The sequence below is a fragment of the Francisella noatunensis subsp. noatunensis genome (assembly GCF_009823375.1).
GTDB classification, from domain to species: domain Bacteria; phylum Pseudomonadota; class Gammaproteobacteria; order Francisellales; family Francisellaceae; genus Francisella; species Francisella noatunensis.
Map to the genome: position 1 here is coordinate 1 of NZ_WBSX01000171.1, position 1,815 is coordinate 1,815.

Here is a 1,815-nt window from a genome sequence, read left to right on the forward strand (position 1 = left end):
ATGGCTATAAGAGAATTAATGAAATGCTAAATAATGTAACTTTTATTGATGGCATTTCTGAGCATGAAGTTGACAAAATAAAACAGGATAAAAATTATGCCGCTTAATTCCCATACACTAGATTTGACAATAACTCAGAATTTACTAGATATATATTAAAACCTGAAATATCAAACTTACCTGATTGGTTTGATGGAAAGGTTTTGAGAGTCGGGCCAGCTAAATTTGAATATGGGAATATTAAATTGAATCACTGGTTTGATGGACTGGCTATGTTGTATAGCTTTAGATGTAATGATAGGGAAATTTATTTTTCAAATAGATATTTAAGATCTGAGCAATATCTAGCTGCTACTAAAGGACGTATAAAGTTCGATGAGTTTGGTACAATTGTGCCTTATAAATTTGCCAGAATAAGATCATTAATCAAAACTATATTAGGAGTTAAGGTAGAAAAACCAAGTTGTAATGTAAATATCCTAAAAGTGAAAGATAGTTTATTGGCAACTAGTGAAGTAACTACTATGATTGAGTTTGATAAAGATGATCTGCAAACATTAAACGAGTTTAGATTTGGTGATAAAATCAAAGGGCAGTTTAGCTGTGCACATCCTCAATTTGATCCTATAACAAAAGAGCAGTTTAACTTTGTCATCGATATATCAAAAAAATGTAAATATACTATTTATAAAATTGCGAAAAACTCTTCACAAAGAACAAAAATATATGAGTTCTATGATAATCAATTTATATATAACCATACGCTATTTCTTACAGAGGGCTATGTTGTTTTATATTTAGGTCCATTAAGAGCAAATCCACTTGATTTTTTGACTAAGCCTGTTTCAGAAGTGATCTCTCATGATCCAAATGCAAAATGTAAATTAGTGCTTATCAATCGAAAAACACATAAGGTGAGCATATTGGATATTTCAAGTATGGTCTTTTCCTTCATAGTGTTAATGCTTTTGAACAAAATAATAAAATATATCTAGACTTTATTGAGTATACCGATAATCTTGAACCATATAAGAAGTTTTATTTGCTAGATTGTATTCTCAATGTTTATAGAGATACCAAAATGTACTTCATTAGGTGTCAAGTAATTTAAACATTTCTTAGGTCTATTATTCAAGTCTATCTGTAACTTTCTAATGTATTGATGAGATATATTGTTAAAGTTAGTACCTTTAGGTATAAATTGTCTGATATACCTATTCATGTTTTCATTAGTACCTCTTTGCCAAGGACTGTATGGATCAGCAAAGAATACTTTGATGCCAGTCTTGCTAGTTTGCTTCTTATGTTTAGCAAACTCTTTACCATTATCAAATGTAGCTGTTAATATTTTATGACCATTAGATACTTTGTACAATATTCTATTGATTGAATTAGCTGTTCTATCTATAGACTTGGCTAAAATAGTAAATCTGCTAGCTCTATCGACCATTGTTACAATAGCACCTTTATGGTCTTTACCAACAATAGTGTCACCTTCAAAGTGATAAAGATTTTTTCTATTAGCACTGCTAGGTCTTTCAGAAATACTCGCTCTATCCTTTATCTTAACTTGTTTAGAGTCACCTTCTTTTTTGTATTTATATTGTCTAGCTTTGAAAAATAATAAGTGTCTAAGCTTTAACTTGCTTATTAAGTTGTAAATTGCTTTGTGAGTTATATTAACAATGCCTCATGTTTTAATCTACCACAAATAAGTTCCGGAGATATCTTCTTTTTTAACAAAGCTATTATTAGCTTTTTAACTTTACAGGATAGCTTATGATTATTTGAAGTTCTGCGGCTTTGATATAGCTT

1 protein-coding gene and 1 pseudogene are annotated in these 1,815 nt (G+C 29.8%); one reads left to right on the forward strand and one right to left on the reverse strand.

All coding sequences use genetic code 11. From position 1 onward, the window contains the following. Positions 1-167 precede the first annotated feature (167 nt). On the forward strand, positions 168-995 hold the full coding sequence (locus F8C69_RS10055) for a carotenoid oxygenase family protein (RefSeq protein ID WP_236352462.1): 828 nt from the start codon (positions 168-170) through the stop codon (positions 993-995). 50 nt (positions 996-1,045) lie between these two features. Here the strand turns inward: F8C69_RS10055 and F8C69_RS10060 are convergent. After that, positions 1,046-1,815 (reverse strand): annotated as a pseudogene (locus F8C69_RS10060) (IS30 family transposase); the annotation flags it as partial.